Here is a 24,328-nt window from a genome sequence, read left to right on the forward strand (position 1 = left end):
AGAGGAGAGGCAGTCAAAATGGACTGTGCTGATTAGGAGCTATCAATCACTGAAAAATGCATGCACATGGGCGAAGACCTGTTTTTGATCATACTGGCTATCCTGAGTCTGGCTTGCGTGATACTGGTGTGGCACTTCATGGCTGAAGAAGAATAATCTATAAATTTGCCCTTCCTTACGCTCCTCTTATATGACCTTACGCAGCTTTTCTCTGGTTATGCTCCTGTTATTGATGGGTACATACGCAATGGCCCAATCCAATCAGCGGCAGGTAACGCAACAGCAGTTGATCTGGTATTCTTATAATAACACCCTTTTATTGAACTCCAACTGGTCATTTGGTACAGAATTGCATGAGCGACGGTTCTTCAACCCTGACAGACATCATCAGTTTTTGGTGCGCAACAGCATTCGCAGGAAAGTAGGGGAGGGCTGGGAAGCCTCTGCAGGTTTTACGTATTTCCTTCAAAGTCCGAATGAACCCGATGCCCTGGTGCGTCTTACCATCCCGGAGCTCCGGCCACACCTTCAGCTTAACTACAACCAGCCTCTGGGCAACCTGACTATCACACACCGGTATAGGGCAGAAAAGCGCTATTTCCGAAATGCGTCTGACGACAGGCTGATAAATGGCTATAATAGCAATTACAGGTTTAGATATAGGGTAGGGATAGAGTATAAGCTGGCAACCATACGTGAACAGCCACTCAAGCTGAAAGTGAACAATGAACTCCTTGTCAATGCAGGGAAGAGGATCCTGTTGAACAGATTTGATCAAAACCGTATCTACGCTGGCGTGAATTACGCTGTATTGGATAACCTTGAGCTAGAGGCAGCTTATCTGCATTGGTATCAGCAGCGCAGATCCGGCTATCAGTTCTATAACAGGCACATCATCAATCTGGCCATCTATCACAGAATCGATCTGAGCAAAAAAAGCGATAAGGAAGCGGAGTAGCCATACCTGTAGCAGTTTGGGAGCAGCTATTCATGCAGCCATCCTATACCTTACAGATAACCCTTGGCTTGCAGTGTAAACAGCTCCGCATACTTTCCATTCTGCGCCAGCAGTTCTTCATGCGAACCCAGTTCTTTCAGCTGCCCTTGTTCCAAGAACAGAATACGGTCTGCCATACGCACTGTCGAGAAGCGGTGGGAGATGAGCACAGCCGTTTTACCTTCTATCAGTTCAGAAAAGCGCAGAAATACCTCATGCTCTGCCCGGGCATCAAGTGCTGAAGTAGGCTCATCGAGGATGAGCAACTGGGCATCGCGCATGTAGGCGCGGGCCAGCGCTACTTTCTGCCATTCCCCACCCGACAGTTCTACTCCTTTGTTGAATCGTTTCCCCAACACTTGCTCATAGCCATCTGGCAGACGCTGGATCACGGGGTCAGCCAGGCTTTTCTGTGCGGAGCCCTGTATGCGGTCCCGATCGCTGATGTTGCTGATCTGGCCTATGGCAATATTGTCGGAGGCTGTCATCTGAAAGCGCACGTAATCCTGGAAGATGATCCCTACCTGGTGACGCAGGTCGTTCAGGTCGTATTCACGGAGGTCTTTACCATCAAGTAAAATACGTCCCTCGGTAGGTTCGTAGAGGCGGGCCAGCAGTTTCACCAATGTTGTTTTACCAGCTCCGTTCTCTCCAACCAATGCCAGTTTCTCACCAGCCTGTAGGTGAAAAGAGAGGTGGCGTACGGCCCATTTGTCACTGTTATGATACTTGAAACCAACATCCTCAAAGGTAAAACCCTGCTGAATAGGCCGAGGTATAGAGAGCGGATTAGAAGGCGGGGTGATTTGGGGTTTTAGCTCCAGAAAGTCGAATAGGTCCTGTAGGTATAGCGCACTCTCCGCAATCTGCGAGAAGCGTGTCATAATACCTTGCAACAGACCCCGCATGTTGCTAAACGAGCCGGCCAGGAAGGTAAGCGTACCTACCGTAATGATACCGGCTACCGTCTGAAATAATATAAAAACATAAGCTCCATAGTATGCCAGCGTGCCCAAAGAGGAGAGTGCACTGCCCCACACTGCCCGCCGCACAATCAGGCTTTTGTTCAGATTATAATAACGATCCGAGAGTTGCTTGAAACGGCTTGCCAGAAAGCCGGACAAATTGAAAGTTTTGATCTCTTTGGCAGTTTCGTCAGAGGCCCCAATGTAGCGCAGGTAGTCGAGTTCGCGGCGTTCGGGCGTCCAGGAGCGGGAGAGGGAGTAGGTGCGCTCGTTAAAGTGCGTTTCCCCCAGAAAAGAAGGTATGACCGCCACCAGCAGAATCAGGATGAGCCAGGGGTTAAAGGCAATCAGGCCGACCGCCAGAAAAGCGATCGTGACCATATCCTGCAGCTGCGACAGTACCTGTGACATCAGCACCACCCGGGTAATGGTTTGCCGACGGGCGCGTTCCAGCTTGTCATAGAAAGTGGCATCCTCGAACTGAGCCAGATCCAGCCGGGCAGCGTGTTCTATCAGTTGCACAGAAGTTCTGTTAGAAAACAGGTCACCCAGTAGGCTGTCAAGCAGCGTAATGCCCCGGTTAATGACATCCGAAAGCACGGCTAAGCCCAGTTCTGTTGCTACCAGTATCCAGAGAAAGCTCAGGTCGCGCTCCCCGGTTACATCTATTAGCCCGATCACCTCATCAATGATCAACTTGCCCACATAGAGCATTGCCAGCGGTATGGCCGACTTGACAAGGCGCAGCAGCAGGTTACCGATCGTCATGCTCGGGCTCGTTTCCCAGATGAGACGGAAAAACTTGGGCAGATTTTTCAAGGCGCCCACCTGATCGCGGAAGCTTTTTTTATCGTCTGCCTGAGCGGGCCCACGGGCACCTTTGTTTGGTTTATTCATAAACAGATTATACCTGAAGCTTATACCTATACCGAAATACCGGGCTTATGTTTTATCCTGAGGACTGAATCTTAACAAAAGCTGTAGGATACCATATAGCGCTATGCTCAATATCCAAAATTGTGCTTATTTTTAGAGGATGAAACAAATTTACTCATTCCTGATCATAGCTACAGCACTCCTGTTTGGGCACTTGGCTGCTGCGCAAACCGTGAAAACAAAGTATTTGTCCGAAATGGAGAAAGAGGTATCAGCTGCCGATGCGCATTTCTTCGAAGAGATAATAGAAGACTCACTTGGAGGCGGTACCCGGACACGATTCCTCATTAAAGACAACAGCAAGGTAAGGCAAATGAATTACAGTGACTTGGATGGTGGCAAATATGGCTATGGTATCATGCATGGACCACTTTATGAATGGTACCCCAACGGGCAGTTGAAACTTGAAATGACTTACCACTACAATAAGGTGAATGGTCCTTACACAGAGTGGTATGAAAACGGAAAAGTAAAACTTACCCGGGAATACAGCAGTGGTACCTCTGTAGATACATTAAAAGCTTATTATAAAAGCTTATTATGAAACAGGAGCACTCCGCAGGGCAGAAGTGTATAAAGAAGGCAAGATGATCTCGGGAGAGGTATATGATGAGTCGGGAAATAAAATTGATTTTATTCAAATGGAAGTGATGCCCGAGTTTCCAGGAGGAGAAAAAATTATGCTGAGGTGGATTGGCTTAAATCTAAAGTACCCCAAGACTACCCGTAAGGCAAAAGCAGAAGGATTGGTAATTATATCCTTTGTGGTAGACGAGCACGGCAAAATCGGAAAAGCAGAGCTGCTTAAAGGCATTCATCCCGACGCCGACGCCGAAGCTCTCCGTGTACTATATGCTATGCCCACCTGGAAGCCTGGCCTGCAGGAAGGCAAAGCCGTGCCTGTGCGCTACACACTACCATTGCGCTTTGCACTGCATTAACCGTATTCAGCAGGTACATAGAGCCAGTATAGTTTTTTTCTATATTTCTTAAGGATAGAAATATTCTTTGCGAATGCAGCACGATGTTTGAGCGGCGTAAGGTTGAAACATTCAAGTCAAGACCTATGAAAAAAACTGTTCTACTCATGTTGCTGGCAGGGGCAATTTCTCTATACAGCTGCACTTCATCGCTATACCCTGAAATAGACGAGCGACTAACCACTATTCCAACACAGCCGCATAGCAACGAAATAGAAGTATTCTTCAGAGGGGAGTGGCCACAAGAGGAGTATATTAAGCTGGCAGCAATTGAGGTTCATGGAGGTGAAAACACGGCCTATATTGATCTGGTCAAGGGTCTGCAGATGAAAGCTAGGCGCTATGGAGCCGATGCGGTAGTGATGCAGGAGAATAACCTTATTGGAGACGTGTACTCTAACAGAGTAGGTAATATAGAGACTGCTAGATGGTCTATATTATCAGCTATAGCCATCAAGTATAAAAAGAACCTGGATACCAGTTTAATGCCCAAAAGCCAGCAGGTTGAAATATACGATCATAAAACCGGGGCTTTTCAACCGTTGATTAACCTGGCTTATCTGCCAAATGGAAACTTACAGGCAAAGGAAGAGCTGCATGAAAATGCGGCGTTAATCTATAGCAACTATATCGGTAGCTATACCATGCGCCACCTGAAGGAGCCAGGCCCAGGTTGGTCGTATCGTATGCAGGAAGGTTATGTAGTGGAACGAGAACTGCATATGGGCGGCATGCTGCAAAAGCGTATGGAGTTCGACTACGACTTAGACAGACGGCTGAAGCAGATCCGGATCAAGAATGTAAACGGAGCCTCTGAAGAGATAAACTTTGTATACGACGAGTCCGGTAAGCTAAGCCGGCGCTCCATTTTGCGGAGCAGTAAACCTTACATAGAAGAGGTATACAGCTACAATGCAGATGGTCAGGCATACGAGGTGCAGATCTATAACGCGAACCTCCCCAAAAAGCTGCCACTCCTGCGGAGTACTTATACCTACTACATGGCCGAGGAAATCTGAAACCCGGTTTCTGCAGTATAGTAGCCTATGACGCGCTACTTGCTGCTTTTTCTGACGGGCTTTGCCCACGCACTCCTGATTCTGCTCTATACAGACCTGACAGGCGATGAAGCATTGTTTTACAGGAGAATGGGACTGATGGCAGCCGTTCCGCTTTTCGCCTTTGCCTCCTGGCTCACCTTGTTCAGCATGCGGCTGGGCGCGCTGGTGTCGTTACCCAGTTTATTAGTGCTCATTTACTGGAACCTGCGCACCGCTGAGCACAGCATGGGGCAGAGTACGACCTTTGACAACGCCATTGCCATCACCCACCTGGTAGTGGGCCTGCTGGCGATGGTGACCTTAATGACCAGCATCCGGTATGTTTTCAAAACAAAACTACCCTGGGGAGCGGGCACTCCTTCGCCGGGAATAGTGCTGAAATTACTCCTGGCGGCTATACCTGTGACTTTAGGGGCAGCCTATATGCTGTATACCTGATAGCAATCTTTAGTTGAGAGGTCGATCGAGAAAGGAAAAACAGAATCTATTAGAATGAGAAAAGCCCCGCCAAAATGACCGGGGCCTTCTCTCACCTTAAAACAAACTAATCTAAACTTTAACTAACCTTATCTTTATACCTGACGGAGCAGGGTGTATATCATTTTTTTAAAACTGTGCTGTACACAGCTAATAAAATTCTAAAAAATCAGAGCGAGATTTGGGTTTTTGGAAATTGCTTTACATATTAGCTTTCCGTTTATATGTCTCTCTCAAATCGGGTGCAAAATTATAGTTTTGTTTTTCTAAAAAAAAGCAAAACTGATAAATTTTTATGCACTTTTTCTATGTGTTTGATTGTCAGGTAAATAATTTTCATATCGCTTCGAAATTCTTCTCTGATCCCCTTTTAACAACGTCTCATTTGGCTTTGCCGGCCCAGGTTACCAAGGGTATTTAACTATAGTGATCTAGCCGGAAATTTGCTTCGCATAAGTTGTAGTGCAGGAAGATTATTTCGTAAAAAAAGTCAGCCGGAAGCATGATTGGTTAAAACCTGCTTCCGGCTGACTTTTAGAGGTATCTGCTACCGTATTTAAATCATGGCGACAGTCTTGTTATCGATCTGTGTACCGTAAGTGTTCTTGTAATGCACTTTGCGCTCAAGTGCTTCTATCAGAGGTATAGAGAAGTCGACACCCTCCAGGTTGCTGGCCGTTGGCATGCCGCCCGGACTAAACACGTTGATCTCCATGAGTTTGTCGCCTACAATATCAAGCCCTACCATGAACATACCGTCCTGTATCAGCTTAGGGCGTACTAACTCTACCAGGTCCAAAGCGGTTTGGCTGATCTTGGCGGCTACGGCTGAACCTCCGGCGTGTATGTTGCTGCGGATATCGTCTTTGCTGTTTACACGGTGTAAGGCGCAGTATTTTCCCTTGTACTGGAGTGCTTCGCCGTTTACCACAAAGAGGCGTATGTCGCCTTCAGAGGCTTGTGGAAGATACTCCTGCGCAATCACGTAGCCGTCACGGCTGATGGCCTCTACAATCTGGTTCAGGTTAGTAGAGTCGTTCTTCTTCACCATGAACACACCTGAGCCACCTGAGCCCTGCAGCGGTTTCAGGATGATGTTGTTTTTCTGCTCATTGAAGAAATCCTTGATCTCGTCCTTGTCGCGGGTAATAAGGGTACGGGGGCGAACTGCCTCTGGAAAATGCTGAAAGTACATTTTGTTCACCGCATCAGAGAGCGAAGTCGGGTCGTTCAGCACAATCACACCATGGCGCAGGGCCAGCTGACCAAAGATAATACCGGCGTTCTGAGCCCAGCCACGGCCCTCACCTTCCGAGGAGGGGTCGTTGCGGAGCATCAGCACATCAAGTTCAGGGGCTGTCACACGGGTCCGCTTGGCCTTTGGTCCCTGTATGGCCTCCAGGTAAGTGGCTGGCGATTTATACTTATGCTTCGTGTCAGCGATGGCGGCGTTGGCGCCCATGTAGCCATCAGGGTAGTAGGCGAGGTCGCCTACGCCCATCAGCAGCACTGTATGCCCCAAATTGTGCATGCGCTGCGCTATAAAAATAGTAGTGTGATCTGGCTTTTCTGTATTTACGTCGTTTACTACGAATCCTATTGTCATTTGCTATATATCAGTATATGTTGGGATTAATTTTCCAGTAAGTTAAATACTGATATCCCTGTTTTTAGTTTTTGCAATTTGGGTTGAACGGCCGGGTCTGTCAGGTACCGCGGTCGTATGGGCACTGGTCGCAGGACCTGGCGGTAGATCAGTTCCTGCACGATGGGGATATACTCCTGCCGGATCTTCCCGATCAGGAGCGGCTCCAGTTCATGTCCTTCTTTGAGGTAATGCAAGAGGTGGACGAGCCCGCGCAGGTATACGGCGTCTTTGGTGAGCCCGCCACCCCGGTGCACCCGCATGGCCACGTTAAAGGCCGTGTCGTCATCAAAGTGATAGTCCTCTTTGAGACGACAGAAGTTGTCAGTAAAGCTACAGCCTTTGGTCAGGTGATGTACGGCCACGACACGGGCGGCCAGTATCCGTAATCGATCCTGATCCAGGCCGCCCACCAAATACTCGCTCAGCACAGCCAGCCCTTCCTGCAGTTCCTCGTAACCGGGCACCCCCACATAGAGCTGTTGAAGCGGTTGTGCCTTTCCATTGAAGTACGTGAGGATGTGAGTGCCCACTTCATGTTGAATGAGTGCCTCGGCGCGGTGGCGGGGTATCTTGGCATCTGTGCCGATGTTGAGTCTGCCTTCAGAGACGATCAATCCCACAATGTCTTTGCGGATGTCCACGCCAGAGTCGAGCTTGGGGTACTGGCTTCTTAAAAAAGCGATCTCTTGCTCGGCCAGTGCTGCAAATTCATCCACAGGTATAAGCGGCACATTCTCGTCGCGCATCGGCTCAGGTATAGCAGCCAATATACCTTCGGCTACTTTCAGGAGTTGCTCATCTACACCGCCAAATAACTGCAAGCTGCTGTACAGAAAATGGGGCGTGTTGCGATCCGCCAGCATACTCAGGGTTTTATCGAGCTCATGGCGCTTGTCACGGAACAGGAAGGCCAGTGTTGGGTCCTCCACCTTCTCGATGGGTATGTTGTAAAGTTTTCGTTTGAGAAGATCAGCATCCACGGGCATGAGGCGGTAGTGAAAGTTGGGGGCGTGCTTGAACTTCTTCTTGCGAAACTCCTCCCAAGCCTCATCGGCATTGATGGGCGTGACAAGTAACAGAAACCGAAACTGGTTGCTGATAGCTGTTAGCTGCTTGTCGATACGCCATACGGCAGGCACGACGGCCTGCCTGCCGAGAGCTTGAAAGTGCTTGGGCTGGTGGGTGGTCTGCACACGCACAAAATCGAACACCGCCTTCTTGATGGCGCTCGAAACATGCCCGCGCAGGGTCCGCTGCAATAAAGGGTATACCTGACCAGTAGCCGCCTGCCGGTATACGGGCTTCAGTTCAAGACCCAGCATCAGTGTGCTGTGCTGCTTGAGCTCCTCTTCGCTCATCAGGCTGTTGGGCCCTTCAAGCAATGCCTGGTTAGAGGCAGTCGCTACTGTTATGGGCAAGTTGCTGATCTTGATGCTGGCCAACTCGTCTTTTAACGTGCGGATAGTGGCAGGAAGCGCCTGTTCCGGTCCCAGAACCCGAAAAGTCGGACTGTCGGCTGCGCTGATATCCGGTGCTGCAAAAAGCTCCAGTAGCATGAATGCACCAAATGTATCGGCCATGACCTCGGCAATAGCATGTACCAATTGCCGCAGCTCAGGAGTCTGCTCCTCACGGGCGATAATGTAGGCTGCTTCTGCTTTAACAAAGTCAGCGGTGGCGTGGTCCGGCTTTCCGGTTGGATGCCGGTAGATGACCAGAAAGGGCAGAGGACGGTCAATATGTACTAAGCCGCCCTCAGGCAACCGACGGCGTACCTGCTGGCCTCGTTTCAAACTCCGGACTATACCTTTGATAAATATGTCTGAAATGGTGTCGGTCATGGCGATAGGGTTTTGCATACCTGTTCGCGCGCTGCCAGCACAGGTTGCACCGTACTCTGCAGCGCTTTTTTGATTTCCTGCAGCTGGGCCTTGTCTGGTTTGCCAGTCCACTCGTCCATGAAGAACTTCTTGAACTCGATGGAGATCACACAGGCGCGGTCGGGGAAGGTATCGTGGATCCAGCGCATGAAATGACCACCCTGGAACTTCACGTTCTCGCGCACATCGAGGTGTCGGCCCTGGTAGTCGTATTGCTGCAGGTTTTGAATAAAGGCATCTACCACCGGAGCCCAGAGCTGACGATTCATGTTGCCGGTTCCGAGATTCACTTCCGGGTTTTCCTGTGGGTCAGCTTCCGGCCCGTCGGCCCCTTCACGGCGGTGGTTGTAGGTATGGAGGTCATATACCACAAAGCAACCGTGGCGGTCCACTATACCTTGCAGCATTTGTTTCACGTCGGCATAAAACTGGTCGTAGCGGGTCAGCGACTCCTGCGCCAACTCCTCCGGTAGTTCATCTTTCCAGACGGTAAGGCCCCAGGCATCCTCGGGTTGGCGGTAAATGGCTTTCTCTCTTGCACGGTTCAGGTCCATTTCAAACCGGGAATTCAAACCTATTACCTGGTTGTCGGTTATACTTACCCAACCTGCTGTGAAAGGGTCTTCCTCACGCAACCTTTCATCTGACGAGAGCGAAAATAGAGGGGTGATGTTATCGCGCACTGTATGGCCATCATGTATGGCAGTAGCGACGAGTGGACTTTGTCCGGTAGTGATAGTATAATAGGGCTGTGCTTGTCTATTGTCAGGCATAAATTCTTTTTGGAAACTTTTACCCGTAATTTATACCTAAGGTTATTTATCAGGCATATTTGTTTAAACCTTGATATTCAGTCACAAACTAATTACAATAAGAAAGCGAAAGCTTATGCTCAGATGCTTTGCAGATTGATTAATAATGAATAGATTTAAAAGACTATAACAAATTAAGATATTACAAAGTATAGCTATATACCAATTGTTTCACCATAAACCAGAGGTGCCTATGCGTCAGTTTTACAAGAATGCGCTATTAGCTATTGTGATTTTTTTAGTGGTTTTGCTGATGCAAAGTCTCAGAAACGGTGGAGTATTTATGACTGAAGCCTTGCCGCTTGGGTTATGGTATGCCATTGGGCTAACGGGCGCCTTGCTTGTTGGCAGGGGTGTGCTTGCCTATACCCGCTAAACCCCTCTGACTTGTATTCTGAATCCGCTGCCTTATCTTTACAAGAAGAGAATAAGGTTTGCAGATGGAAAACAGTTACGCAGCAGTGGCCTCAGGGAAAGAGGATTACCAACTGCTGAAAATACTAGGAGAGCACACAGCGTATGAGCCGGAAGCCGTTTTGGCCGTTATCGCTGAAATTGAAAAAAGAAATATACAGGCTCCTGATTTGGAGCGTATAAAGCAAGAGACCGTGCAGGCTCTCGAACTACGTGAGCAGCAGCTCAACCCTGAGCGCATCGGGCCTACCTCCCTGACAGATAAACTTAAAGATGTCGGAATGCTTTTAGTGCCTCAACGGCATTATTTCGTCACGCCCATCCTTGTCAATATCAACATTCTCATTTTCATTGTACTGGCGCTGGCAGGCATGCACGTGCTGTCACCCGAAGGGCAAGACCTCGTAGCTGCAGGTGCTAACTTCGGTCCCTATACCTTGACAGGAGAGCCTTGGCGGCTTTTCACATCCATGTTTTTGCATATCGGCATCATCCACCTGCTCGTGAATATGTATGCACTGGCCAGCATAGGAGGTGAGCTGGAATCACTGGTGGGTCGTAAGCAGTTTGTAATAGCCTATGTGCTGTGCGGACTAGCAGGGAGTTTGGCGAGCCTTTGGTGGGACCAGCAACGGATAAGTGCCGGAGCGTCGGGGGCGATCTTCGGGATGTTCGGTATGTTCATGACCATGGTATTGCTGGAGCGACAGATGACTTGGGCCGAGAAGAAAGGGATGGTACTTAATTTACTTGGTGTCATCGCTTTTAACCTGCTCTTCGGACTGCAGGGCGGCATAGACAATGCGGCGCATACTGGTGGACTGATACTAGGTATAGGGTACGGGGCTGTGTTGATGCTTCGCTCAGAGAGATACTTTACCCAACAGTATAAGCTGGGCGGAAGCTTGGCAACAGTAGTGCTGCTACTAGGTGCTTTTGTGGGTTTATTCCTGCAAATACCAACTGAGAACGCCAGATACCTGACCGTGCTGGATCGCTTTGGTGAGCGAGAATCCATTGCGATGGATGTAATGGAGGAAATGGAGCTTGATGCTAGTCTGATCAATGGCGGAAAGTACCTGCAGGGTTTGGAGCAGGGTATAGTTTTGTGGGAGGAGAGCATCAAAGAACTGATAGCACTGCAGGAAATGCCTGACTTAGAAGAACAGCAGGCAAAAGAGGTAGAGATCTTATTGAATTACACGCATCTGCGCAAAACGTCCTATACCATGATGCGCGATGACATCCAGCACAATAAGCCGTGGATGCACCCGCAGCAGCAACGTGTACTCTGGGCTATAGGAACATATGTGCAGGAACTAACTGATCTGCGCGAAGGCAAACCCTCTAAAATGTACGAAGGCGTAAACGAACTGCCATTGCCCGAAGCACTTGAGGAAGTGGCAGGTCTTAAATTAGAGTCAAAACCACTCATTGTGCTTAATGGTGAGGTGCTGGAAGGTATAGCGCCTGATAATATAGAAGACCATGTGCACCCTGATGAAATAGAAGCAGTGAATGTGCTGAAAGGTGAGCAGGCAGTTACGAAGTATGGACTGGCAGCCCAGAACGGGGCGATTGAGATAATCACAAAGCAGGAGTAAACCGCCTTTATAACCTGATAAGCTAATTTAGGGTATTTATATAGGCACGCTTCCATCCAACACTAACTCAAAAGCTACCGCTGTGCCTTACAGAGACATTCCCGAAAACAACTTGATTACTTGTCCGCACTGCGGGCAGGAGGTGCCGCACAAAAACCGCTGCCCAAATTGCGGGCAGTACTTGCCCAAGCGCGAAAAGAAGAAGTGGAAGATCCCTGAGATGACGCCAACTGAGATCTTTCTGGCCGTACTGGGATTCATTATGCTAATGATTGGACTGGTAGCCGTGTAATCTGCGATGCGTACGCTTCTGCATCCGATCTTTCTGGCCACTGTGTTGCTATTTGTATGTAACCAAGCCTTTGAACTGGCCGGCCTTTACTTTCCGCTACTCTTCAGCTACCTCGACGACCTGCTGGCCATGCCCATTGTGCTTACCATTATACTGGCCATTGAGCGGATTTACTTTCAGAATGGCAAGTTTGTGATGCCGCTCGTCTGGTTGGCAGGGGCAGTTGCAGCTTTCAGCGTCTTCTTTGAGTTGTTGCTCCCGCCCATCTCCACTAAACACACCGCCGACTGGCTCGATGTAGTCGCCTATACCCTGGGCGCACTGGCTTTCCAACTCACTATCAACAAACCGCTATCAGAATCTACTCTCAGGCAGTAGGCTATACCTGGCAGAGCCTTTTGCAGCTGAGCTTCAAAAAGTATGATTTTTTTCTGGTGCTCAAGCAACCTTTACGGAATCTGTGCATCTATTAGGCGTGAGAGTACACAGAGAGGATGCAGTCTGCTGCTGATCCAATGCACTTTTAACCAGAAATCATCAAACAAAATAAAACTATGAACACCATCAACATCTACAAAACGCTTGCCTCTGTTTTCGTAATGGCTTTCATGCTGACTAGCCTGATGGCGACAGCACAGGATCGTCGCAACCTGAAAGGCGAAGGAGAGCCCATTTCACAAAACAGAGCGGTATCAGGTTTCAAAGGGATCGATGTGAGCGGCGGCTTTGCGGTGGAAGTGACCCAAAGCGGCAAAGAGGGCGTACGCATCGAGGCGCAGGAGAACCTGCTCAACAGTATCAAGACAGAAGTGAAGAATGGCGTGCTCCACATCTATACATCAGACAACATCAGCACCAATAAAGGACTGAAGGCATATGTTTCGATCAAGGAGCTGAACATGCTAGACATAAGCGGTGGTGTGAAAGTAACAGGCAACTCTACCTTTAAAGCGGATGCATTTAAAATGGACCTGAGTGGCGGTTCTAAAGTGACGCTGGCGCTGAACACCAAAAAGCTGACTGCCAACATGAGCGGTGCCAGTAAGGTGATGCTAAGCGGCCGTGCTGACGAAATGCGCATGGATATGTCTGGATCTTCTAAAGTAGACGCAGCTGAGCTGGAAGCCAAAACCGTGTACCTGGATGCCAGTGGTGCCAGCAATGTGAAGGTGTTTGCCAAAAATGAACTGAGCGTGAATGCTTCAGGAGCCACCAAAGTGGCTTATAAAGGTGACCCTAGTGTGTCGTCCAACGTATCGGCTGCAGCCAAAATTTCTAAAATGTAAGAGAATACATCGCATATAAAGCAGAAAAGGGCAGCCCGCTGGGTTGCCCTTTTTTTATGCTTGAACTTGTTCAAGCCTACTCGCGCACAGGTACCGGCAGTACTGGCAGACTGGTATGGCCTAGCTCGTCTGTGGCCTGTACGGCAAAGAAATAGTTGTCTTTCGAGTAAGGCAGCGTCACTTTCGTGTCTTTCACAAAAAACTTCTTATCCCAGTTCTGGCTGCTGGTTTCACGCATCAGGATATAGTAGCCTGCTGGTTTTTTGCCCTTTGCCGGGGCATCCCACTTCAGGTCGGTTTTGTTGGTCAGGTTGGCGGTGAGCACGCCTACTTTTTCAGGGGCATGCGGCGCACGGCCCAGGTTTGCCATCGTAGCCAGGTTCACAGCCGTGTTCTTGCGCAGGTACTCAAAGTCCATAAACTCTGTCAGGTCACCGTACTGCTTGCCGTTCTCTTTGCGCACATCCTGGTGCTGATGGTCAAAGTCCTCGTTCATCTCGCTCATGCGCACAGCGGCATAGCCCTGCTGGTTAAACGGTGTGTGGTCACCACCACGCAGGAAGCGGTCGGGGCGATAGCCGAGCACCACCTCGATCTGGTCGACGTAAGCCTCGCCGGTCATTTTCATGTAGCGGGCCAGGTTGCGGCTTGGGCCATCGTTTTCAGAGCCCAGGGTACGACGCAGGCGAGCCTGTTCTTCGGTTTCGTTGGAAGGAGTAGCTTCGCTGAACACACGCACGCGGGTGTTGTCGTGGATGCCCATCTCGGCGGAGTAAGAGTTGCCCACAATATCGTTGTTGAGCACCGCTACCAGGTTCCAGCCTTCTTTCTTTACACGCTCAGCCATGTGGCGGGAGCCATACAGGCCCTGCTCTTCTCCCTGAAATGCCACAAATACCAAGGTAGCCGGGAACTGACGTGAAGCCATTACACGGGCCATTTCCATTACAATGGCTACGCCAGAAGCGTCATCATTGGCACCGGGCGCTTTGCTTTTGGCATCCATTACATCGGTAGCGCGGGAGTCAAGGTGGCCTGCCACAATGATCACGCGGTTATCGTTCGGGTCGGAGCCTTTGAGCGTAGCGACTACGTTGGCCATTTCCACGTCCTGCGGTATGCGGCGGCCGTCAGCTTTTACGGTGTAGCGGTCCATGTCCACGGTCATGCGGCCATTGGAGGCTTTGGCGTATTTCTCAAATTCCGACTTTACCCATTCGCGGGCCGCGCCTATACCTCTTTTCTTGTCAGTGGTAGAGCTCAGGGAGTGGCGGGTTTCAAACGAAACCATTTTCTCGACGAGTGCCCGCAGGTTGTCTGCCGACACTTCGCCGACCATTTTCTGAATTTCTTCGTCATGCGTGGCTGGTGCCTGCGCCGCCACGGTTTGGGTAAGGTATAGCCCTGCCAGCATGCAGAGTGCCAGCAGTCGGGTGAACTTTGTTTTGTAAGTCATTTGTGTTAGGTGAGGTCGATAAAGTGCTCGTTCGTTTAGATTTAGATTCTAAATATAAGCACCTTCAGTAAAGAATGAAAAGAAAAGCCACTTCAAAGCCCAAGTGAGCACAGGTATAGCAGAAAAGTGAAAGTCTCTCCAGCTAGCCTACAGCGTGTAAGCTAAATGACAACGCTCTCCCTCAAGCTTATAGAGTTCTGCTTCTACGGCGATTCCGTGTTTTGCCTCGGCAAGCTCCGTCTGGTAGCGCTGTGCCAGTTCACGGCGTTTAATAGCTTCCAGAAAACGGCGGGCATCCTCGCGGCTCTCCAGTGTGAGTCCAGGCACCTGTGTCGGTTTATCGTCGTCACCTTTGGCCACCATGGTAAAGTAGGAGGTGTTGGTATGCTTGACTATACCTGTTTTCACGTTTTCGGCGATCACTTTTATACCTACCATGAGCGAGGTGTTGCCCACGTAGTTCACAGAGGCCAGCAGCGACACCAGTTCACCTACCTCGACAGGCTGCAGAAAATGCACGCCATCCACTGTTACGGTCACACAGTAATTGCCGGCATGTTTGGCAGAGCAGGCATAAGCCACCTTGTCCATAAGCGAGAGTAGGATGCCCCCGTGTATCTTGCCTCCGAAGTTGGCATAGCTCGGGATCATCAGTTCAGTCAGGGTGGTGCGGGAGTAGGAAACAGGACGGAATGCAGGTATAGCCATATGCAGTTTTAAGTGTTCTGGCAAGGTATACGGGGCTGGCGCAAGAGGGGTATACTACTGCTGCAAATAGGGTGTTACTTCGGAAAGCTTAAAATAAACGGAAGCGCCATCTATAGTGAGGCACACTTCAGGTAAACCTAGTGATGCGTGAAATACCAGCTGATCATCCTCAAAACCAATGTTCAGCTCATCAAAACCAAACTCAGGTATAGACTCTACCATGCCAAAACAGTCGGTGAAGTCAGGATCGCTTGAGAAGAGGTGGTATTCCGCCTGAATCCGCTGGTTCACTTGCCTGAGCAGGGCGTCTCGATTTTGGTTGAACAACGAGGCATTGTCTATCGGCATATATTCACCATTTTCCATCTTGAATAGTGTATACTCCCAGGTATAACGGCCTTTGTAATCGGGCATGGCAGTGGCCACCGATCTGTAATTTTTGTAAGTGCAGGTTCTGACAATGATCGGATCTTCGGAGCCAGGATTGTCCTCGTCTCTTTCCTCACATGCAGTGATAGCACCCTCAGCTGAAGTCCATTTCTCAGGTTCGGTTTCAGTTGAAGCGGCTACAACAGGTGTTTCCTCTATTGTTTCTTCTGCGGACTCGATTGTAATGCCGTTGGCCTCTGTTAAGCCCCGTTTGCTTTGCTCACAGCCCATACCCATGCTCAGGCAGAGCACCGAAGGGATCAAAAACACAAGGTTTCTCATAAAGAATGCAGCAGGTCAGGTATAGCGCCTACAAAAATACTACTTCTTTTACCACTTCGTCGCCCATGGCGCGGTTAAGGAGTTCAACCACTTTGCTTTTCGACATGTTGAGTTCATGCTTAAGTGGGGCAGAGGTGAGGCGAACAAACAGTTTCTGATCACGGAAATAAAGCTCTTTGGTTTTCATGGCAATGGGTTTGCCCATGATCTGCTCCCAGCGCTGCACCAGATCCACTTCATTGAGCTTGCCCTGCAGCCGGTAGGCCTTCAGCAAACCCTTGATGCTGTCGCCGATGGTCTGCACGTCAGCCTTTCGCTTCGCAATCTCCTCTTTCTTCTTGTAGTAGCGCACGGGTGGTTGGTTTTTGAATGAGTGGTTGAGTGAATCAGAGATGCAAAATTAAGCAATCAATTTCACCGTTCCTTCCTTTACATCAAATCTACGGATACTTTCCGACAGGTTCTCGAGTATTTTGTCTGTTCGCTCCAGGTGCGTATCAGTCAGGAAAATCTGGCCGAAGGTATGGGCGGCTACCATTTGCATGAGCTTGGTGATGCGCTTCTCATCAAGGCGGTCGAAGATATCGTCGAGGAGGAGGAGAGGCTTGTGGTGCTGGCGCTCGTCCATTACCTCGAAGTGTGCCAGCTTCAGGGCAATCACATAGCTTTTCTGCTGGCCTTGCGAGCCGAAGCTCTTAACGGGGTTGCCGTCCATCAGGAAAACGAAGTCGTCTTTGTGCGTACCCACGGTAGTGCGCTGCAGGGCACGGTCCTTCTGCTCAGCCTGCTCCAGCAAAGTAGCGAAGTTAGCGCTGGGCAGCTGGCTTTTATAAGTGAGCGTGACCGTTTCACTGCTGTCGGATATGTGGCGGTAGTGCTTCTGAAACACGGGTTCGAAGGTCTTCAGGAAATCCATACGCTCCTGCGCCAGTTGCTCGCCCAGCGGCACCAGTTGTTCGTTAAGGATGTGCAGGTAGTCGCGGTCGAAGTAGCGGCGCTCGGCAAACTGCTTGAGCAGGGAGTTGCGCTGCTTGAGGATGTAATTGTATTGGATAAGCTGCTCCAGGTAGCTATGGTTGAGCTGCGAGATCAGGCTATCGAAATACTTACGGCGCTCTTCGCTGCCTTCCCGGATCAAATCGGTATCATAAGGCGAGATAAGCACCACCGGGAAGCGGCCGATATGGTCACTCATTTTCTCATAAGCCACCTTATTGTGTACGACTGTCTTCTTCTGGCCCTGTTTCAGGCTGCAGGTCACAGTATGCTTCTCACTTTCTATCTTAAAACGGCCTTTCACCATAAAATACTCCTCGCCCTGCTTGATATTGAGGGCATCGGAACTGTTGAAAGCGCTGCGGGTCATGGAGAGGTAATGGATGGCGTCGAGCAGGTTGGTTTTGCCGCTGCCGTTGTCGCCGATAAAGCAATTGATGTGCGGCGAGAAACTAATGTTAGCTTCGTCGTAGTTCTTGAAAAACAGCAGACTTAGATTTTCGAGGAGCATTAGTTTCTTCTTTGATTACTTTTTCCTTAATTTCGCAAGCTAAAACCCGACAGTAGCCTGATTTGCCGTCCATTGAGGCCCGAATCTCGCTAAAAAAGCTGTACGGACAACAATAACGATACACAAATACCCATGGCTGATACGAAAGAAAAGGCAAAAGCGAAGTCGCAGAAAGCAAAGGTACAGGCTGAACCAACATTTTCAAAAGAGACTTACATGTGGTGGTACGAGTCGATGAAACTCATCCGCCGCTTCGAAGAAAAAACAGGCCAGCTCTATGGCCAGCAGAAAATCAAAGGCTTTTGTCACCTGTACATCGGCCAGGAAGCCTGTGTGGCAGGTGCTGTAACGGCTCTTGAGAAAGGCGACAAGTGGATCACTGCTTACCGTGACCACGCCCACCCACTGGCCCTTGGTACATCACCAGGCGCTGTAATGGCCGAAATGTTTGCAAAAGCAACCGGTTGCTCTAAGGGCAAAGGTGGCTCGATGCACATGTTCGACAAAGAAGTAAACTTTGTTGGCGGTCACGGTATCGTAGGTGGTCAGGTACCACTGGGCGCAGGTTTGGCCTTCGCTGAGAAGTATAACAAGACCGGCAAGCTGTGCATCTGCTACATGGGTGATGGTGCAGTGCGCCAGGGTGCTTTCCACGAGGCCTTGAACATGGCCATGACCTGGAAGCTGCCTGTGATCTTCGTGATCGAGAACAACGGCTATGCGATGGGTACTTCGGTAACGCGTACTTCTAACGTAAACGACCTGTATAAACTGGGTCATGCCTACGAAATGCCATCTGAGCCGGTAGAGGCCATGAGCGTGGAGAACGTGCACAATGCCGTGGCGAAAGCTGCTGAGCGTGCCCGTGCCGGCGAAGGACCTACTTTGCTCGAGTTCAAGACATACCGCTACAAAGGTCACTCTATGTCTGACCCTGCCAAGTATAGAACGAAAGAAGAACTGGAAGACTACAAAGGCCGAGACTCCATCGAATCTGTAAAAGCGACTATCCTGAAAAATGGCTGGGCGACAGAAGAGGAACTGGACGAGATCGACGAGAAGCAGAAGCAGATCGTAGCCGAGGCCGTGAAGTTTGCCGAAGAGTCTCCATACCCGGACCCGTCTGAGCTGTACACCGACATTTACGTGGAGCCGGACTATCCATACATAATGGACTAAATTTTAAATAATTAAGGATTAGGAATTAAAAAACATAAATTTGATGTTCTGATCTTACGAGATTTGGAACGAATTGCTTTTAATTTCTATTTTTGAGTTCTTATTTCAATTAAACTGATGGCAAAAGAGACAGTACAGAAGCACAGCGAGTTTGAGGAGCTGGTAGAAAATCCGGATGCGTTGGCAGAGCGCCTGACAACGGGTTCTGAGGATTTCGTGAAGAAAAATAAAACCAAGCTGCTCGGTGTGTTTGCCGCCATTGCCGCTATTATTGTTGCAGGTTTCCTGTATTATAACCACCGCACTACCCAGAACCAGGAGGCGCACGAAGCCATGTTCCAGGCAGTGTATTATTTCGAAGCAGACTCTTTGAACAAAGCACTGAACGGCGACGGCCAGTACGATGGTTTGTTGAGTATAGCAGACGAGTACAGTGGAACTGAAGCAGGCAATCTGGCTAAATTCTATGCTGGTGTTGCTTTGCTTAAGCAAGGAAGCTATGCTGAGGCCCAGTCGCACCTGGAAGACTTCAAGTCTGACGACTACCTGCTGCAGGCACGTGCTTACAGCTTAACAGGCGATGCACTTTCTGAGCAGGGCAAGTACAAGGAAGCAGCTGACCTGTATAACAAAGCCGCTAACCACAACAGCAACCCATACTTCTCGCCTCAGTACCTGATGAAGGCTGCCGTAGCTTACGAAGCTGCCAACGACTTTAAGGCTGCCGCAAACATGTATGACAAGATCATCAAGGATTTTGTAACATCGTCTGAAGTAACGGATGCCAAAAAGTTTAAAGCACGCGCTGAGGCAATGTCCGGTGCAGCTGCAAATTAAGATCTGACAGGCTAATGCCTTGAAATAAAAAGCGCTTTTGTCAACCCGACAAAAGCGCTTCTTTTTTTAAGTTCGTGAGCGGGGAGCAGCAGCCCTATACTTGGTATTTCTACCTGCGAGCTCAACTATCAACCATTTAACCATCAACAATTAATCATATGGCTACTTCTCTTAAAAACCTGAACGACTACAAGAAAGAGGGCTTCGGCGATATATCTGATAAGAAATTTGGTATTGTAGTGGCCGATTGGCACAGTGAAATCACCGATGTGCTGTGTGCGGGCGCCATTGAGACACTGTTGCAGCATGGTGCTAAGAAGGAGAATATTTTCCGCAACACGGTGCCTGGTAGCTTCGAGCTAACACTGGGCGCGCAATTCCTGGCCATACAGGAGGAGATCGATGCAGTGATCTGCATTGGGGTCGTGATCAAGGGTGATACAAAGCATGATGACTACATTAATCATGCAGTGGCCAATGGCCTGACGAATGTCTCACTTAAGTTTAACAAGCCGGTTTCATTTGGCCTGGTTACCACTAACAACCTGGAGCAGGCGCTGGATAGAGCCGGTGGCAAGCACGGTAACAAAGGTGTAGAGGCTGCTGCAGCAGTTATTCACATGCTGAGCTTCTAATGACTCAGGTATAGGAAGGCACAAAAAGAGGCTCCTGCTATTAAGCAGGAGCCTCTTTTATTTACTTAAATGGCAGGTATAGGGATTAAAAATTATAACCGATGGTTAAACCTGGTCGAACAGCAAAACCGCCTCCCAGAATCATATCGCCGATAATACCTGTGTCAAAATCTTCTTCAGTGCCAACGTTCACTTTAAGACTACCACCATTATAACCAGCACCTAAAAATAAATCTAAGCTAAAGCCGCTGTTAAAAATCCATTGGTTACCTATTGCCACACCTGCGCCTACCGGAGCATAAGTAGCGCTGTAGTCACGCCCTTCCTGGTCCTGCTTTCCTACTGTTAGCTTAAAATTTTGGATGCGACCATAACCTGCCACATATGGCCCCATGGGAGCGACTTTATTTTCGGAGAAGTAATACCGCACCTCAGGAGTGAAGGCATAGCCTCTAAACTTTATATTAGAGATAGAGACACCTGTTACGGAAGCACCAAGCTGAGCACTCAGATTATCAGTGACGGCATATTCCAGAAAACCGGAACCCGTAAGTGCAAAAGCGCTCAAAGGATTAACTTTAATAACCGCTCTTTTAGGCTGTTGTGCCTGCGAGAAAGCATGCTGTGAAGAAATGAAGAAGAGCGCCGTAGCGGCAAAAGCAAGTATTATTCTATTTTTCATATATGAATTAAATAATCCGGAGTATAAATAGTCTGATCGATTTTAGGCTTTAAGCAAGTTCCATTCCACTATTGCGGTAAGCTGGATAAAAGACCAGAAAGACAAAATTAAAATTAAAATAAAGAAGGCGGGTAGCAAGTTATCGATATAACTTCTATTTTTGCACGAAATTTAGCTTAAATAATAACCTGAACCTCAGAGTGGTTCGGTTTTTGGGTTTAAAATTCAAGCTTTAAACTAAATCTAACCCTTTGCTGTTGATAGCCACGAGAGCGGAGCTCTTGAAGGGGGAGGTTTTTTAGCTTACCAGACAAAAAACTATAACCTAGTTCTAAGATAGTATCATGAATACAAACGAAGAGAAACAACGGTATTCCCGTGAGGAATTGGCAGAGTTTGCGGCAATCATTGAAGAGAAGCTGACAAATGCACGCAAGGAAGTGTCGTTTATCAAAGAAACCTTGAGCCGCAAGAACGACTCTGGTACTGATAACACAGCCTCTCCAACTAAAGTATTGGAAGACGGTGCGGATACAGCGGAAAAGGAAAGCCTGAACCAGCTGGCCTCACGTCAGATGAAGTTCATCCAGCAGTTGGAGAATGCGCTGATCCGTATCAAAAACGGCACTTACGGTGTTTGTATCGTGACAGGCAAGTTGATCCCGAAAGAGAGACTGCGTGCCGTGCCGCATACACAACATACCATCGAAGCGAAGCTTCAGCGTAACGACTAGTAAACTTATACCTTGAATATACTGCAAAACCACATTCAGGCACTGGTTTTTTGTGCCCAATCGCCAATAAGCATCGAAGAGATACAGCGCTGCCTTACGGAATCGCTGCAAATGGAGGTGCTGGTAAGCGACGTGCTCGAAGCCGTTGAAAACATCAATGCGCAGCTGACCGATGCAGGTTTTGCTTTTCAGATATATGCCATCGGCGGAGGCTATCAGTTCCTGACCAAGCCGGAGTACCAGGAAACGGTGAGCACCTATCTGAAGCATAAGTCAAAAAAGAAATTGTCAGCGTCTTCTCTGGAGACGCTGGCAATTATTGCCTACAAGCAGCCGATCACCCGCTCAGCTGTAGAGCAAATCCGTGGCGTGGGCTGTGACTACGCCATTCACAAACTATTAGAGAAAGAACTTATCGAGATCAAGGGTAAAGCCGAGACCATTGGGAGACCCGTATTGTACGGCACGTCTCAGAAATTCATGGACTACTTCGGTATTAACCACATCAAAGACCTTCCACAACTGAAGGATTTCGCCTCAGAAGAAAACATGATTGGCGAAATAGCCGATTAGAAAACTCCCATCATTCATTAGAGTATACTATTCTTATATATACTGCACACAAAGGTACAGTAGCGATACTGCATCGTTAATATTTAGACAATGGCAACAGAAAACGAAAGACCATCCCGCGACAACGACGGCGAGGGCAGAAGATCATCTGACAGAAACGAGTCAGGCAGGCCGTATAACGACCGCGGCGAAAAGAAAATCTTTAACAGAAGAGATAAAGGCGAAGGAAGAGATGGCGGAGAGCGCCGCTCCTACGGAAACGATAGAAGAGAAGACCGCGGAGACCGCAAACCATACGGTGACCGCCGCGAAGGCGGCGAGCGTCGCAGCTTCGGAGGCGACAGAGAGCGTCGCGAAGGTGGCGACAGAAAGCCTTATGGTGATAGAAGAGAGTCAGGCGATGGCCGTTCATTTGGCGGAGACCGCGAGCGCAAGCCTTACGGCGACCGCAGAGAAGGTGGCCAGAGAGAAGACCGCGGTGAGCGCCGCAACTTCGGTGACCGACGTGAAGGTGGCGACCGTGGTGAAAAGCGCTCTTTCGGAGGTGACCGCAGAGAAGGCGGCGAACGTCGCTCTTTTGGAGGTGACCGTGAGCGTAAGCCGTATGGTGACCGCAACGAAGGTGGAGAACGCAAATCATACGGTGATCGCAAAGAAGGCGGTGAACGTCGCTTTGACGCTGAGCGTGGCGAAAGGAAATCTTTCGGAGGCGACAAAAGAGAAGGTGGCGAGCGTCGTTCATTCGGTGAGAACCGTGAAGAAAGAGGCGAGCGCCGCTCTTATGGCAATGACCGTAGAGAAGGCGGAGAACGCAGATCTTTCGGTGGTGACAGAGAGCGTAAACCATATGGTGATCGCCGAGAAGGTGGCGAAAGAAAGCCATACGGTGATAGAAGAGAGTCAGGCGAAGGCCGTTCATTTGGCGGAGACCGCGAGCGCAAGCCTTACGGCGACCGTCGTGAAGGTGGTGACCGTGGCGAAAAGCGCTCTTTCGGAGGTGATCGCAGAGAAGGCGGCGAGCGTCGCAGCTTCGGAGGCGATAGAGATCGTCGCGAAGGAGGCGAGCGCAGATCATTTGACCGCAAAGACAAATTCAACAAAGGGGACGGAGAGCGCCGTAGCCGTAGTTTCGACGACCGCAGCTCTGATTCAGAGCACAACCCGGAAACGCCAAACTACGACCTGCGTCGCTACAAGGACAATCCGCGCATCAAGAAAACCAACCGCAAAGGCGAAGACGAGGACGGAAGCATCCGTTTGAACCGTTACATCGCTAATGCAGGCGTGTGTTCCCGTCGTGAGGCGGATGAACTGATTCTATCAGGCGAGATCAAAGTGAATGGCGAAGCGGTAACTGAAATGGGCTTCAAGGTACAGCCTTCTGATACGGTAACGTACGGCAAAAAAGTGCTGAGCCGCGAGAAGATGGTATACGTGCTGCTCAACAAGCCAAAGGATTTCATCACGACAACAGAAGACCCGGAAGGTCGCAAGACAGTAATGAGCCTCGTGGAGAAAGCCTCGAAAGAGCGTATCTTCCCGGTTGGCCGTCTGGACCGCAATACCACTGGTTTGCTGCTTTTCACAAATGATGGTGAACTGGCCCAAAAGCTGACGCACCCATCAAACGAGATCAAAAAGATATACCAGGTAGAGCTGGACAAGCCAATCACGAAAGACGACTTCCAGAAAGTAGTGGAAGGCGTGGAACTGGAAGACGGCAAAGCGATGGTAGACGATGTGGCTATGCTGGGTGACTCTAAGAAGTTTCTTGGACTGGAGATCCACATTGGCCGTAACCGCATCGTGCGCCGCATATTCGAGCACCTCGGTTACGAAGTAGTGACACTGGATCGCGTGCAGTATGCTGGCCTTACGAAGAAGGACCTGCCACGCAGCGAATGGCGTTACCTTTCTGAGAAAGAAGTGATCCGTTTGAAGTACTTCATGTAAT

26 protein-coding genes are annotated in these 24,328 nt (G+C 49.3%); 16 read left to right on the top strand and 10 right to left on the bottom strand.

Annotated features, from left to right (window positions below; genetic code table 11):
• Positions 1–232: 232 nt before the first annotated feature.
• Positions 233–958, top strand: a complete 726-nt coding sequence (locus AC5FX6_RS19280) for a DUF2490 domain-containing protein (RefSeq protein WP_493598595.1) — start codon at positions 233–235, stop codon at positions 956–958.
• Between the two features lie 50 nt (positions 959–1,008).
• Here the strand turns inward: AC5FX6_RS19280 and AC5FX6_RS19285 are convergent, their stop codons facing one another.
• Positions 1,009–2,859, bottom strand: coding sequence for an ABC transporter ATP-binding protein (locus AC5FX6_RS19285; RefSeq protein ID WP_493598596.1), 1,851 nt, complete (start codon positions 2,857–2,859; stop codon positions 1,009–1,011).
• A gap of 139 nt (positions 2,860–2,998) precedes the next feature.
• Between AC5FX6_RS19285 and AC5FX6_RS19290 the strand changes: the two genes are divergently transcribed.
• The 4 genes from AC5FX6_RS19290 (at position 2,999) to AC5FX6_RS19305 (ending at position 5,377) form a co-directional block, all read left to right on the top strand.
• Positions 2,999–3,442 carry a toxin-antitoxin system YwqK family antitoxin gene (locus AC5FX6_RS19290; RefSeq protein WP_493598597.1) on the top strand — a complete coding sequence of 148 codons (444 nt, stop codon included), beginning with the start codon at positions 2,999–3,001 and terminating at the stop codon, positions 3,440–3,442.
• Between the two features lie 43 nt (positions 3,443–3,485).
• Entirely contained in the window at positions 3,486–3,839 is a 354-nt protein-coding gene (locus AC5FX6_RS19295; protein WP_493598598.1) for an energy transducer TonB, read from the top strand.
• 125 nt (positions 3,840–3,964) lie between these two features.
• A complete protein-coding gene (locus tag AC5FX6_RS19300; RefSeq protein WP_493598599.1) occupies positions 3,965–4,897 on the top strand; it encodes a hypothetical protein in 933 nt (310 codons plus the stop codon).
• Between the two features lie 27 nt (positions 4,898–4,924).
• On the top strand, positions 4,925–5,377 hold the full coding sequence (locus AC5FX6_RS19305; protein WP_493598600.1) for a hypothetical protein: 453 nt from the start codon (positions 4,925–4,927) through the stop codon (positions 5,375–5,377).
• Between the two features lie 595 nt (positions 5,378–5,972).
• Here AC5FX6_RS19305 and AC5FX6_RS19310 read toward each other — a convergent pair.
• The 3 genes from AC5FX6_RS19310 to AC5FX6_RS19320 are packed head-to-tail and all read right to left on the bottom strand — an operon-like array spanning position 5,973 to position 9,717.
• Entirely contained in the window at positions 5,973–7,022 is a 1,050-nt protein-coding gene (locus AC5FX6_RS19310) for a glutathione synthetase (RefSeq protein ID WP_493598601.1), read from the bottom strand.
• 26 nt (positions 7,023–7,048) lie between these two features.
• On the bottom strand, positions 7,049–8,905 hold the full coding sequence (locus AC5FX6_RS19315; RefSeq protein WP_493598602.1) for a peptidase MATCAP family protein: 1,857 nt from the start codon (positions 8,903–8,905) through the stop codon (positions 7,049–7,051).
• The gene (locus AC5FX6_RS19320; protein WP_493598603.1) at positions 8,902–9,717 is read right to left on the bottom strand and encodes an N-formylglutamate amidohydrolase; all 816 of its coding nucleotides are present in this window, start codon (positions 9,715–9,717) and stop codon (positions 8,902–8,904) included. Before AC5FX6_RS19320 ends, AC5FX6_RS19315 begins: the two co-directional genes overlap by 4 nt.
• A 232-nt stretch (positions 9,718–9,949) precedes the next feature.
• Between AC5FX6_RS19320 and AC5FX6_RS19325 the strand changes: the two genes are divergently transcribed.
• The 5 genes from AC5FX6_RS19325 (at position 9,950) to AC5FX6_RS19345 (ending at position 13,352) form a co-directional block, all read left to right on the top strand.
• Positions 9,950–10,132 (top strand): hypothetical protein, encoded by a 183-nt coding sequence (locus tag AC5FX6_RS19325; RefSeq protein WP_493598604.1) that lies wholly within the window; start codon positions 9,950–9,952, stop codon positions 10,130–10,132.
• A gap of 64 nt (positions 10,133–10,196) precedes the next feature.
• Positions 10,197–11,774, top strand: coding sequence for a rhomboid family intramembrane serine protease (locus tag AC5FX6_RS19330; protein ID WP_493598605.1), 1,578 nt, complete (start codon positions 10,197–10,199; stop codon positions 11,772–11,774).
• Between the two features lie 82 nt (positions 11,775–11,856).
• On the top strand, positions 11,857–12,066 hold the full coding sequence (locus tag AC5FX6_RS19335; protein ID WP_493598606.1) for a hypothetical protein: 210 nt from the start codon (positions 11,857–11,859) through the stop codon (positions 12,064–12,066).
• Positions 12,067–12,072: 6 nt separating this feature from the next.
• Positions 12,073–12,444 (top strand): hypothetical protein, encoded by a 372-nt coding sequence (locus tag AC5FX6_RS19340; protein ID WP_493598607.1) that lies wholly within the window; start codon positions 12,073–12,075, stop codon positions 12,442–12,444.
• Between the two features lie 176 nt (positions 12,445–12,620).
• A complete protein-coding gene (locus AC5FX6_RS19345; protein ID WP_493598608.1) occupies positions 12,621–13,352 on the top strand; it encodes a head GIN domain-containing protein in 732 nt (243 codons plus the stop codon).
• Between the two features lie 76 nt (positions 13,353–13,428).
• Here the strand turns inward: AC5FX6_RS19345 and AC5FX6_RS19350 are convergent, their stop codons facing one another.
• The 5 genes from AC5FX6_RS19350 to recF all read right to left on the bottom strand — a co-directional run bounded on the left by AC5FX6_RS19350 (position 13,429) and on the right by recF (position 17,734).
• Entirely contained in the window at positions 13,429–14,808 is a 1,380-nt protein-coding gene (locus AC5FX6_RS19350) for a M28 family metallopeptidase (protein WP_493598609.1), read from the bottom strand.
• A gap of 147 nt (positions 14,809–14,955) precedes the next feature.
• Complete coding sequence (locus AC5FX6_RS19355) at positions 14,956–15,516, bottom strand: acyl-CoA thioesterase (RefSeq protein ID WP_493598610.1); 561 nt, start codon at positions 15,514–15,516, stop codon at positions 14,956–14,958.
• Positions 15,517–15,570: 54 nt separating this feature from the next.
• On the bottom strand, positions 15,571–16,227 hold the full coding sequence (locus tag AC5FX6_RS19360; RefSeq protein ID WP_493598611.1) for a hypothetical protein: 657 nt from the start codon (positions 16,225–16,227) through the stop codon (positions 15,571–15,573).
• Between the two features lie 28 nt (positions 16,228–16,255).
• Positions 16,256–16,579: a DciA family protein gene (locus tag AC5FX6_RS19365; RefSeq protein ID WP_188501016.1), complete on the bottom strand. Its 324-nt coding sequence runs from the start codon at positions 16,577–16,579 to the stop codon at positions 16,256–16,258.
• 48 nt (positions 16,580–16,627) lie between these two features.
• On the bottom strand, positions 16,628–17,734 hold the full coding sequence (recF, locus tag AC5FX6_RS19370; protein WP_493598612.1) for a DNA replication/repair protein RecF: 1,107 nt from the start codon (positions 17,732–17,734) through the stop codon (positions 16,628–16,630).
• 132 nt (positions 17,735–17,866) lie between these two features.
• Here recF and pdhA point away from each other — a divergent pair, with 132 nt between their 5' ends.
• The 3 genes from pdhA (at position 17,867) to ribH (ending at position 20,385) form a co-directional block, all read left to right on the top strand.
• Positions 17,867–18,913 (top strand): pyruvate dehydrogenase (acetyl-transferring) E1 component subunit alpha, encoded by a 1,047-nt coding sequence (pdhA, locus tag AC5FX6_RS19375; RefSeq protein WP_299989856.1) that lies wholly within the window; start codon positions 17,867–17,869, stop codon positions 18,911–18,913.
• Positions 18,914–19,030: 117 nt separating this feature from the next.
• Positions 19,031–19,750 carry a tetratricopeptide repeat protein gene (locus tag AC5FX6_RS19380; RefSeq protein WP_493598613.1) on the top strand — a complete coding sequence of 240 codons (720 nt, stop codon included), beginning with the start codon at positions 19,031–19,033 and terminating at the stop codon, positions 19,748–19,750.
• A 158-nt stretch (positions 19,751–19,908) separates the two neighbouring features.
• On the top strand, positions 19,909–20,385 hold the full coding sequence (ribH, locus tag AC5FX6_RS19385) for a 6,7-dimethyl-8-ribityllumazine synthase (RefSeq protein WP_493598614.1): 477 nt from the start codon (positions 19,909–19,911) through the stop codon (positions 20,383–20,385).
• An 85-nt stretch (positions 20,386–20,470) separates the two neighbouring features.
• Here the strand turns inward: ribH and AC5FX6_RS19390 are convergent, their stop codons facing one another.
• The gene (locus AC5FX6_RS19390) at positions 20,471–21,067 is read right to left on the bottom strand and encodes a DUF3575 domain-containing protein (protein WP_493598615.1); all 597 of its coding nucleotides are present in this window, start codon (positions 21,065–21,067) and stop codon (positions 20,471–20,473) included.
• Positions 21,068–21,411: 344 nt separating this feature from the next.
• Between AC5FX6_RS19390 and AC5FX6_RS19395 the strand changes: the two genes are divergently transcribed.
• The 3 genes from AC5FX6_RS19395 to AC5FX6_RS19405 all read left to right on the top strand — a co-directional run bounded on the left by AC5FX6_RS19395 (position 21,412) and on the right by AC5FX6_RS19405 (position 24,327).
• Positions 21,412–21,801 (top strand): TraR/DksA family transcriptional regulator, encoded by a 390-nt coding sequence (locus AC5FX6_RS19395; RefSeq protein WP_493598616.1) that lies wholly within the window; start codon positions 21,412–21,414, stop codon positions 21,799–21,801.
• Between the two features lie 12 nt (positions 21,802–21,813).
• The gene (gene scpB, locus AC5FX6_RS19400; protein WP_493598617.1) at positions 21,814–22,374 is read left to right on the top strand and encodes an SMC-Scp complex subunit ScpB; all 561 of its coding nucleotides are present in this window, start codon (positions 21,814–21,816) and stop codon (positions 22,372–22,374) included.
• 90 nt (positions 22,375–22,464) lie between these two features.
• The gene (locus tag AC5FX6_RS19405) at positions 22,465–24,327 is read left to right on the top strand and encodes a pseudouridine synthase (RefSeq protein ID WP_493598618.1); all 1,863 of its coding nucleotides are present in this window, start codon (positions 22,465–22,467) and stop codon (positions 24,325–24,327) included.
• Position 24,328 lies beyond the last annotated feature (1 nt).

This window comes from Pontibacter sp. LHS2 (genome assembly GCF_058932845.1).

What these genes read in the sequence shown, in the direction of transcription:
- AC5FX6_RS19355 (WP_493598610.1), bottom strand. Translation starts at nt 15,516, where the DNA reads ATGGCTATACCTGCATTCCGTCCTGTTTCCTACTCCCGCACCACCCTG.
- AC5FX6_RS19285 (WP_493598596.1), bottom strand. Translation starts at nt 2,859, where the DNA reads ATGAATAAACCAAACAAAGGTGCCCGTGGGCCCGCTCAGGCAGACGAT.
- pdhA (WP_299989856.1), top strand. Translation starts at nt 17,867, where the DNA reads ATGGCTGATACGAAAGAAAAGGCAAAAGCGAAGTCGCAGAAAGCAAAG.
- AC5FX6_RS19390 (WP_493598615.1), bottom strand. Translation starts at nt 21,067, where the DNA reads ATGAAAAATAGAATAATACTTGCTTTTGCCGCTACGGCGCTCTTCTTC.
- AC5FX6_RS19350 (WP_493598609.1), bottom strand. Translation starts at nt 14,808, where the DNA reads ATGACTTACAAAACAAAGTTCACCCGACTGCTGGCACTCTGCATGCTG.
- recF (WP_493598612.1), bottom strand. Translation starts at nt 17,734, where the DNA reads ATGCTCCTCGAAAATCTAAGTCTGCTGTTTTTCAAGAACTACGACGAA.
- AC5FX6_RS19360 (WP_493598611.1), bottom strand. Translation starts at nt 16,227, where the DNA reads ATGAGAAACCTTGTGTTTTTGATCCCTTCGGTGCTCTGCCTGAGCATG.
- AC5FX6_RS19300 (WP_493598599.1), top strand. Translation starts at nt 3,965, where the DNA reads ATGAAAAAAACTGTTCTACTCATGTTGCTGGCAGGGGCAATTTCTCTA.
- AC5FX6_RS19330 (WP_493598605.1), top strand. Translation starts at nt 10,197, where the DNA reads ATGGAAAACAGTTACGCAGCAGTGGCCTCAGGGAAAGAGGATTACCAA.
- AC5FX6_RS19305 (WP_493598600.1), top strand. Translation starts at nt 4,925, where the DNA reads ATGACGCGCTACTTGCTGCTTTTTCTGACGGGCTTTGCCCACGCACTC.
- AC5FX6_RS19280 (WP_493598595.1), top strand. Translation starts at nt 233, where the DNA reads ATGGGTACATACGCAATGGCCCAATCCAATCAGCGGCAGGTAACGCAA.
- AC5FX6_RS19380 (WP_493598613.1), top strand. Translation starts at nt 19,031, where the DNA reads ATGGCAAAAGAGACAGTACAGAAGCACAGCGAGTTTGAGGAGCTGGTA.
- AC5FX6_RS19395 (WP_493598616.1), top strand. Translation starts at nt 21,412, where the DNA reads ATGAATACAAACGAAGAGAAACAACGGTATTCCCGTGAGGAATTGGCA.
- AC5FX6_RS19345 (WP_493598608.1), top strand. Translation starts at nt 12,621, where the DNA reads ATGAACACCATCAACATCTACAAAACGCTTGCCTCTGTTTTCGTAATG.
- AC5FX6_RS19325 (WP_493598604.1), top strand. Translation starts at nt 9,950, where the DNA reads ATGCGTCAGTTTTACAAGAATGCGCTATTAGCTATTGTGATTTTTTTA.
- AC5FX6_RS19340 (WP_493598607.1), top strand. Translation starts at nt 12,073, where the DNA reads ATGCGTACGCTTCTGCATCCGATCTTTCTGGCCACTGTGTTGCTATTT.
- AC5FX6_RS19295 (WP_493598598.1), top strand. Translation starts at nt 3,486, where the DNA reads ATGATCTCGGGAGAGGTATATGATGAGTCGGGAAATAAAATTGATTTT.
- AC5FX6_RS19320 (WP_493598603.1), bottom strand. Translation starts at nt 9,717, where the DNA reads ATGCCTGACAATAGACAAGCACAGCCCTATTATACTATCACTACCGGA.
- AC5FX6_RS19310 (WP_493598601.1), bottom strand. Translation starts at nt 7,022, where the DNA reads ATGACAATAGGATTCGTAGTAAACGACGTAAATACAGAAAAGCCAGAT.
- AC5FX6_RS19290 (WP_493598597.1), top strand. Translation starts at nt 2,999, where the DNA reads ATGAAACAAATTTACTCATTCCTGATCATAGCTACAGCACTCCTGTTT.
- AC5FX6_RS19315 (WP_493598602.1), bottom strand. Translation starts at nt 8,905, where the DNA reads ATGACCGACACCATTTCAGACATATTTATCAAAGGTATAGTCCGGAGT.
- AC5FX6_RS19405 (WP_493598618.1), top strand. Translation starts at nt 22,465, where the DNA reads ATGGCAACAGAAAACGAAAGACCATCCCGCGACAACGACGGCGAGGGC.
- ribH (WP_493598614.1), top strand. Translation starts at nt 19,909, where the DNA reads ATGGCTACTTCTCTTAAAAACCTGAACGACTACAAGAAAGAGGGCTTC.